Consider the following 6,442-nt stretch of genomic DNA (forward strand, 5'->3'; position numbering starts at 1 on the left):
TATAATCAAAAGATATTCTCTGTATCAGCTTTATCAATTATTCGAGTAACTGTTCTACAATTTCATTAACAATTAATGTTGTATCATTTTTAAGGGAGGTAAAGTCAGTCGTTAATGGTGATGATAGTTGAGACATGTTATATATTTTATACATAAAATTCCTTCAATGATTGGGTTTTTGGTTATTCTCTAATATACGTGAGGACTTTATTTTTTGAAATAGTATGAGTATTTTATATAAAAACCCAAGGAAAATCATTAAAGATTCTCCTTGGGTTTTTTTGAGGTTGGATTTATGTTCCAGCCCCTTATCGTTCTTTTTAAATGATGAATTTAAATGATAATAGTATAGCAAAAATAACAAGAGAAAGAATGAAGTTGTCTCTTTTCTTTTCTAAGAGATATGAAGTAGTAATAGTTAACAAACCTAACATGACAAGAATATGATCGACTGAGTTTAAAACTATCATTCCATACGATGCTTGAAGTATATATTGAATGATTAAGATTGAAATACCTGATACTATCAAAAAAACGCTAATAAATTTAAGATATGAAATTGTCTCTTTTTTAATGTTTACCCCTCCTCCCTTTTACTTTCTTCAACTCATAGGTCAAAGTATCCAACAGTTGTTATATCATTAACTCGATTTAGATAAACATAACTATTTTGTTATTCTTTCACTAATAGATTAACTGTTCTAATAATAAAACCATTCAAACTAACACACTTTCTATTTTAGTCCAGATTTGCTTTCGATTGAAATATATATTATTAATCTAAAGTATTCTTTATTTTAATGGAAGCGATTTATGTTCATCCTTGGTAGATTGATTTTTAGCAACATGGGGTTCAATTTTGGAATTAAATTATATTTTAAGTTCTGTTGCCAAAATCAACTTCGAAACAGATAAACGGTATCATATTAGTCAAAAAGAATGGCTGAATTTATGGCAAGATGTAACAGGAATTGATGAAATTACACAAGTACATGTCCAAAAAATTAAACAGAACAACAACAAAGAATTATACGAAATGGCGAAGTATTCTGGTAAAGATAGCGACTACTTAATTAATCAAAAAGTGTTCGATACATTTTATAAATCACTCAAAGGGAAACAGATTCTTGTTTATTCTGGACAGTTTAAAGAGGCAAGAAAGAAATTAAAAAATGGGGATTTAGATTATCTTAAAGAAGTAGATCCGACAGAATATATTTATCAAATTTTTTATCACTGGAACCAAAAAGAATACTTAGCAAGTGAAATTTTTGATTTAACCGAAGAAGAAAAAAGTAAAATTAATCATCAAATGATTGATGAAATTGACGAAGAAATTTGAGTATAAATTTTGATATTTTTTCTAAGACGTTAGCGAAAAAGCTAGCGTTTTTTTATTGAAAAGTGCTAAAAAATATTTGGGGACATTTTGGGTACAAAACAAATTTTAGGCACCTAATGTAAAACGTTGTAATCCTTGAAATGTCTGGCTTCGCCAGACCCACCTTTTTAAAAGGTGGCAAATTCCCCTTATGCTCTTAATTTTTATTTTGGACAAAATCAAGATTTCGGTGTTTTTTTATAGAAATTTATCCTTGAAAGAATTAAAAATCGTCATTGGCTTTGATTAAAATTTGTGATGTAAAATCAAAATATATTTATTTGCCTCTCATTTGCATTTTAAGAGCTGACAGAAATTTCTAGGTAATTAATATACTATAAATTGGATTTAATGCTTTGAAATCCAATTTAAAATTGAAATTAAGATCATTTCATTATTACGAGCAATTTACTTTCAGTATGAAAGCTTTTTGGGTGTCCAATTTGTCTATAGGCACTACATAAAAAGAAACCATAATTAAACAGAGTTTAACTATGATAGTCATGAAAAAAATAGTTGGTGTTTTAAATTTTGAAGTTAATAAAGCAATAACTTCGGATGAAATTTTTATAATATTTATGTAATATTTATGTAATAATTATAGATGAATTATAAATAATTAGAAGGATTTTTTATGAAGAAATTTTCTAAAATTGTTCTAGCTAGTGGTATTGTTTTGGGTTTCTCTGTAACGCCCGAACTATTTAATGCAACGGAAGCACAGGCGCAAGAGTCTATTGAACCTTATTATAATTATGATGGTTATACTGCGTATCAAAGTGGATTTATATTAGACAAAAATTTCAAAGAGTCATTGAAATACGATAATTTTACTATCAACGGCTATCAAATATCAAAGAATTCATCTGTTCACAATCGAATAAATTTATACGATCAAACACTTACTGGTGTATCTGAGAATAAAGCTAATGGTGTTTTCTTCTCTCTCGATGGAAAATCTATTAATAAAAATACTTTATTTCAAAATTATGGTCAACCAAATTATTACTCTCCTACTTCAGCATGGGGTGAAGTATATATGTACAAAATTGGTAATAAAGATGTCAGATTTTATATTCACAATGGCTATGTGAATAAATGTCAAATTACGAGCGAATAAGATATTTTAGGTATAAAACGTGAGGTAAGTTGTAAGTTCGCTTACTTCACGTTTTTTTATTTAAAGTGAATAAAAATAAATAATAGGAAACGCATTTATGCCGAAAAAATTTATTAATCAATGAGGAGCCCCTTAACAACCCCTAAACTTGGAGACGAATGTCGGCCAACGATTCGACAAGTTTAGGGGTTGTTAAGGGGGCAGAGACTCGTTGTCAATAAAGTAATTGGAATAAAATTAACTTAAGTTATAGTGCATTTCCCTCTTCTAACTCTGTGAATATCTCAATGAATACGTCTAAATCTTCTAAACAAACTACTCTTTTTTCTGCTCCTTTTGGAAGTTCCGAATCTTTTAGAGGTTTGCCACATATATGGCAAAATCCTTTTACTTCGTTTATGTCTATCATGTTTTCATCAAAGTATTTTATATATTTTTCTATTTCTTTTTCACTAAAATTACGCATTTTGATACTCCTTTTTAGAAATGTTGTAATGTTTTTTCTTCTTCTGAAATTGTGTAAATATCGCTTTTTTAATTTCGGGTTTTAATAAATATAGTAAATTTAGTTTATAAACAAGTTACTTCTTTTTTTGATACTATAGGTAACTATTATAATGAGAGCTTATACCTATCAAACCGTTGACACAACTGGTTTCAAGCACAAAAAGTTGCTTCTTTAGCATACAATCACATTATTCTTGTGCATTTCAATCTGTAATAAATCTTAGACAAGACGCAAACTGTACCGTAAGACTGACAACCTTTTTATCAGATGTTCTAAAATCAAAGTATGTATCTTCTAAACGATTCATATCCTCTTCATCTATATAGTCTCCCAGATTCAATACTTGTTGGTTGACATGTGCAGTAAAGCGTCTTGTTTCAGGTTGTTCTGCACTATAACCTATAACAAATCTTTTGGGGATTTCTGCTCCTGTAACCCAACTCAAATAACCTACGTCATTCCCCTCATTCATTGACTTCGTAAAAGTAACCTTGACCTCTAAGTTCCTGTTCATTTTTAACACCCACTCATTGTTTTGTATCATTCTGCCAGTTCTCAAGACTACCTAACGTATTAAAGTTGTCATATACACTACAATTACCTTTTAACTTTATAATTTACTTTATTTACTTTCGGACTATTTAATATTATTGTTAATCATAATTTTTATCACGCGTTTAGCTGTTTACTTTTCATTACTGTAAAGAGTTGACCTTCAAAATATTCAGTGCCTTCTTTCTGCTTATTTTCTTTACTCTGGTTATATTCCCAAAAAATCAGGGTTGCTATCAATACTCTTATATAATCACAGCTAAAAAAACAATATTACAGAAACTACCATAAGTACTTTATACATAGCTAAGACCCACTTCCAAATTAAATATCATTATCTTATTATGTATTAACGATGAAGATTCATCTTGACTTGCGAGTATACAAATCAACTTAGATTCACACCCGCTACATTAACTGTAAGGAGCACAAATTCATCCTACTTTCAATCCTTATAAATAGATAGAAGAGATACTATCCGCTTCTATCTATTTATACTATATTTGTTTCTATCGATTTTATTCAAAAGATTGACTTTAAATCATTTTAGAATGTGCAATGATAGTATTGATTACATCAGACTGGATACTCTCATCTAATTCATCTACTACTTTATTATTTCTCGCTTTAATATCTAAAGATTTTATTTGTAGTGAATCAATGATACCTGTTATGCTATTACGTTTTGTTTTAACAACTATATCTGAAGGAAACCTCTTAGTTCTATTAGTTATAGGTAAAGTCCAAACAAAAGGCGATCCTTGATTGACAAAGTTGTTACTTATGATTACATATGGTTGATATTTTTGCTTCTCTTCACCTCGAGTCGTATCTAGATCAATCATTATAATGTCAAATTGTTTTACCATAACTCTTGACCTACTTCATCTCCAAAATTAATTTCTTTTTCATCATAGTGACCGCCATTACGATAAAAATCATGAATTTCATCGATAATTGATTTTTCTCTTTTGGTAAACTTAACTACGCCCTCGTTTATTTCTACATTTAAAGAATCCCCAATGTTTAAACCTGCTTCATGTAAGATGGATTTATTTAAACTGATTGCTTGGCTGTTCCCATTTTTTATAACTTTTGATAATGTTCTCATGTATCATCACTCCCTTTAGTATAAGTGTATCACACGTTATAACGTAGTCATAACATTCGGATATCATTATCACAGCACAACATCTTCATCCTATTGGATGTCATCTGACATATTATGAATTATTTCTTTTACTACTGTAGTATGGTCAAGCTTATTTTTGACTCTAATTTCTCTTTTTATTTTCAAAAATGTTTTTAATTTTTAAGAAAGCCACACTTTGTACAAAAAGTTAAACGTATGGTCCATAACAAAAATGACCAATGAGTCCTTCACTATCAAAGATAGCGAGGACTCATTGGTCATTTTGTGAACCTTGATCATAATGGTACATCTATTTAAATTGTCACTCATCATTGAAAGAATTTTTTACATAAAAAAAGCCCAGTACCTTTCAGGATGAGTTCCCAAAATAACTGGAGCTTACATATGCAAGTTCATTATATATCATCTTCAATATCTAAACAAATATTGTTTTTTAGTCGAAATAATTGTTAGTAGTTCAATAGGTATGATAATGTACCATAAAGATTCTAACTCGTAAATTATCAAAATTTTGGTTCTGTTGCAAATTTAGAAAAGTCAACTGAATATCATTTTAACAATTGATATTATCTTAATTAACCAACATGTGGTTAATATCTTGGGACGGCGAAAATCCATAAATCAAAAGAGACCTGCGGTTCTTTTTACAAATTTCGTAAACACGTTGGGGAAATAAATGTTATAGTTTTGCATTCCTAACTACTATAATGTTATAATTTACTTAACGAAGATTATATGCATATATGCACCAACCCCCTCACTATTTGCGGTAGTGAGGGGGTTTTTGATGCGGCTTAACGTCGCCTTCTATTTATTACGTTTACTACTAAGCCAGTAAGTAAAGTACGCAACTGCACAGCCACTAATGACTGGTGCAATGATGTGAACGAAGATTACATACATATTAAGCACCTCCTTCCGTCGAAAATATCGCCGGAAGTTAAGACGACTACACTATTATACCATCTGTTGTTCTGTTGCAAAGTTGATTTTATAGTGTAATTTTGACAAAAAGAGGCTTCTATATGAATTATTTTAGATATAAACAGTTTAACAATGATATCATCACTATAGCCGTTGGGTTCAAGAATATACTCCAATTTTATATCAAATTTAGAAGAAAAAGTGTAAAAAAATTATTACAAACTGCATATTGATGAGGCATACATCAAAGTAAAAGAAACATGGAGCTATTTAAATCAAGACATTGATACAGATGGTTATACATTAGATATTTGATTACGTATGCAACACGATAATCATTCAGCATATATGTTTATAAAACATCTCGCTAAACAATTTGGTAAACCTCAAATAGTGATTACAAATCAGAAACCTTCAACGAAGGTAGCGATGACTTTGGAAAGCAGTCAAACAAAATACAGAACATCCTAGAAAGTAAGAATTAGACGAGCTAAAAAATCAAAACAAGCTAGTTATACCTTACATCGAGGTAACAAAGAAGTCGAGAAAAAGAAGATACTCAAAAACATCAGAAATGCAACAAAGGATAATATTGAAATTAACGAAAATTACGATGTCTTTTGTACATCATACCTTCTTTGTATATGCAAGTGATCTTCAATTATGAATGCATACAATATACATGCATAATGTATGCAACATCTAAATACGATATTTCAATTATAGGTAGTTATTTTGTACACGATATTCACTTCACTTATATATTAAAAATAATTTTCCTCGATGTATCTTGCAACTGCATTA

General features: G+C 29.5%; 6 protein-coding genes and 2 pseudogenes. 3 read left to right on the forward strand and 5 right to left on the reverse strand.

Annotated features, from left to right (window positions below; all coding sequences use genetic code 11):
* Positions 1-892: 892 nt before the first annotated feature.
* Together HMPREF3270_RS01220 and HMPREF3270_RS01225 are read left to right on the forward strand one after the other, a co-directional pair.
* Positions 893-1,342: pseudogene (locus HMPREF3270_RS01220) on the forward strand (protein rep); the annotation flags it as partial.
* A 673-nt stretch (positions 1,343-2,015) separates the two neighbouring features.
* Complete coding sequence (locus tag HMPREF3270_RS01225; protein ID WP_070684201.1) at positions 2,016-2,501, forward strand: immunodominant staphylococcal antigen IsaB family protein; 486 nt, start codon at positions 2,016-2,018, stop codon at positions 2,499-2,501.
* 247 nt (positions 2,502-2,748) lie between these two features.
* On the opposite strand, the gene HMPREF3270_RS01230 is transcribed toward HMPREF3270_RS01225, so the two are convergent.
* From HMPREF3270_RS01230 to HMPREF3270_RS13705, 5 genes are all read right to left on the reverse strand, one after another.
* Positions 2,749-2,967, reverse strand: a complete 219-nt coding sequence (locus HMPREF3270_RS01230; RefSeq protein WP_070684199.1) for a hypothetical protein — start codon at positions 2,965-2,967, stop codon at positions 2,749-2,751.
* A 244-nt stretch (positions 2,968-3,211) separates the two neighbouring features.
* Positions 3,212-3,481, reverse strand: coding sequence for a hypothetical protein (locus HMPREF3270_RS01235; protein WP_142351633.1), 270 nt, complete (start codon positions 3,479-3,481; stop codon positions 3,212-3,214).
* Positions 3,482-4,097: 616 nt separating this feature from the next.
* Entirely contained in the window at positions 4,098-4,430 is a 333-nt protein-coding gene (locus HMPREF3270_RS01240) for a type II toxin-antitoxin system PemK/MazF family toxin (protein ID WP_070684197.1), read from the reverse strand.
* Positions 4,424-4,672: an AbrB/MazE/SpoVT family DNA-binding domain-containing protein gene (locus HMPREF3270_RS01245; RefSeq protein ID WP_070469062.1), complete on the reverse strand. Its 249-nt coding sequence runs from the start codon at positions 4,670-4,672 to the stop codon at positions 4,424-4,426. The genes HMPREF3270_RS01240 and HMPREF3270_RS01245 overlap by 7 nt, the downstream gene beginning before the upstream one ends.
* 849 nt (positions 4,673-5,521) lie before the next feature.
* Positions 5,522-5,617 carry a type I toxin-antitoxin system Fst family toxin gene (locus HMPREF3270_RS13705; RefSeq protein WP_138108223.1) on the reverse strand — a complete coding sequence of 32 codons (96 nt, stop codon included), beginning with the start codon at positions 5,615-5,617 and terminating at the stop codon, positions 5,522-5,524.
* Positions 5,618-5,739: 122 nt separating this feature from the next.
* On the opposite strand from HMPREF3270_RS13705, the pseudogene HMPREF3270_RS01250 reads away from it, so the two are divergent.
* Positions 5,740-6,070 (forward strand): annotated as a pseudogene (locus HMPREF3270_RS01250) (DDE-type integrase/transposase/recombinase); the annotation flags it as partial.
* Between the last annotated feature and the right edge of the window lie 372 nt (positions 6,071-6,442).

This window comes from Staphylococcus sp. HMSC65H10 (genome assembly GCF_001839185.1).
GTDB lineage: Bacteria > Bacillota > Bacilli > Staphylococcales > Staphylococcaceae > Staphylococcus > Staphylococcus simulans.